This is a genomic window from Pseudomonas sp. GW821-FHT07F05 (genome assembly GCF_059418765.1).
Genome location: NZ_JBWKQL010000030.1, coordinates 1 through 1,587 on the forward strand (window position 1 = coordinate 1; position 1,587 = coordinate 1,587).

Consider the following 1,587-nt stretch of genomic DNA (forward strand, 5'->3'; position numbering starts at 1 on the left):
CTCGTACCGAGGTGGTGTTTGTAGCGGATCTGGCGGCCCAGCGGATCGGTCTCTTCGATCAGGCGGGAGAAGTCGTCATACTTGAAGGCCAGCTTATTGCCATCGGGTAGCGTGATGCCGATCAGGTTGCCGGCTTCGTCCAGGTCCATGGCGTAACGTTCGCCACCATAATCGCGGCTGGCGATGACAAGGCGATCCTCGTTGTAATGCACTTCAAGCTCACGGCCGAGGACGTCAACTGCCCAGGACGTGCGCTTTTGGAAGTCGTAGCGAAAATTAGAGTGCTCGCCATCGCTGGTCCAATGCTCCACAACACGCGGCTGACCGTCGATGGTTTCCCAGCGGTTCTACACTAGGAGACAAGATCCACAGAACCATAACTCTATAGTTCGTAATTTCTATATAGCCACTAACTCTAAAGTCGCGCCACGATGCTTGAATCTACTTCTCCTCACTACTGAAAAAAGAAATAGTAAGTCTTGGTGAGACCGCACGCCGCGGAATCATCGATACTTTTCAATATCTGCATTATCAAGTTGAGCAGTCCTTAGAACATCCAACGCTGCCTGCGATACAACAAGGCGGTGGTCGACCGACAGACCGAAATCATCGATTCCAGCACTACCTTCCACTTTAAGCCAAAGAAACTTCGGAAGAGAGATATGTGGATGCAGCTCTACAAATTCTTCTGATTTAGTTACGGACACTGGCGCAAACGTAGTGCCTGTTAGCTTTGATTCTAAAAGTTTTTTAGCAAGGGACTCGGTAATGATGAAGCAGGGGAAGCTTTCTAACAGATTATCGCCAAGCCATCCTTCAAAGCGGTATTCAAGACTGCTAACTACCGGAGGATGAGAATTGGTATCGACGATAGTACCATCACCCAATCCACCAGCAACCTCAGGCTCAACAAAATAAAACATATTAATTCCTATTTATCGTATTGGCGGATCAAATTGAGAGCCAATCATGTTATCGATCTCAGTTGCCTTCTAACAACTGCTGCTTCGTAGGCGAAGCATTTTCCCTATAAAACCTGTTCCACTCTTTTCGTATTGTACTCAAATGCAGCTCTGAATTTTTTTCTTTAGGTATTCCGCGAAGATTTTCAAGGGAGTGGAGTTCCTCGGTTTTCACTAAATCAGGGTACCGCTTTTGGACCTGCTGCTCCACAGCATGATGGACAACCACCTTACCCTTTGACTCAGGATTGGCTTCGAAAAAGGTAGCTCGATAATCATCTGACGTCGCCTTCCCAAAAGAAGCCTTCGGCGTCCTAGGCACGACCTTGATATTGGCTAGATTCGATCCAATACCCCGAGTTTGCACCTCATACCGCGCGCCAAACCAGCCTCCCACAAGCGCCCCACTGAACGCCATGACCTTCTGCTCATTCGAGTCTTCCCCGAACCATCGGCCACCTAAGATACTGCCAATCCCCCCGAGTACCGCACCGTCTATAAATGCAGTGATCGCTACGAGGGGCGACGTTAGGACCACAGCGCTACCGAACCCAATCCCGCCGACCAACCAGTGAAGCCATGGCTCGACCTCAGGGTTAATGTCGTCAGTCTTTTCAGTCGCGCC

2 protein-coding genes and 1 pseudogene are annotated in these 1,587 nt (G+C 49.6%); all 3 read right to left on the bottom strand.

Annotation, left to right across the window (positions count from 1 at the left end; translation table 11 throughout):
- Positions 1-311 (bottom strand): RHS repeat domain-containing protein (locus AC07RO_RS27040; protein ID WP_495087545.1); only part of this gene is annotated, 311 nt, incomplete at its 3' end.
- Positions 312-503: 192 nt separating this feature from the next.
- Entirely contained in the window at positions 504-923 is a 420-nt protein-coding gene (locus AC07RO_RS27045) for a hypothetical protein (protein ID WP_495007990.1), read from the bottom strand.
- 58 nt (positions 924-981) lie between these two features.
- A pseudogene (locus tag AC07RO_RS27050) lies at positions 982-1,587 on the bottom strand (hypothetical protein); the annotation flags it as partial.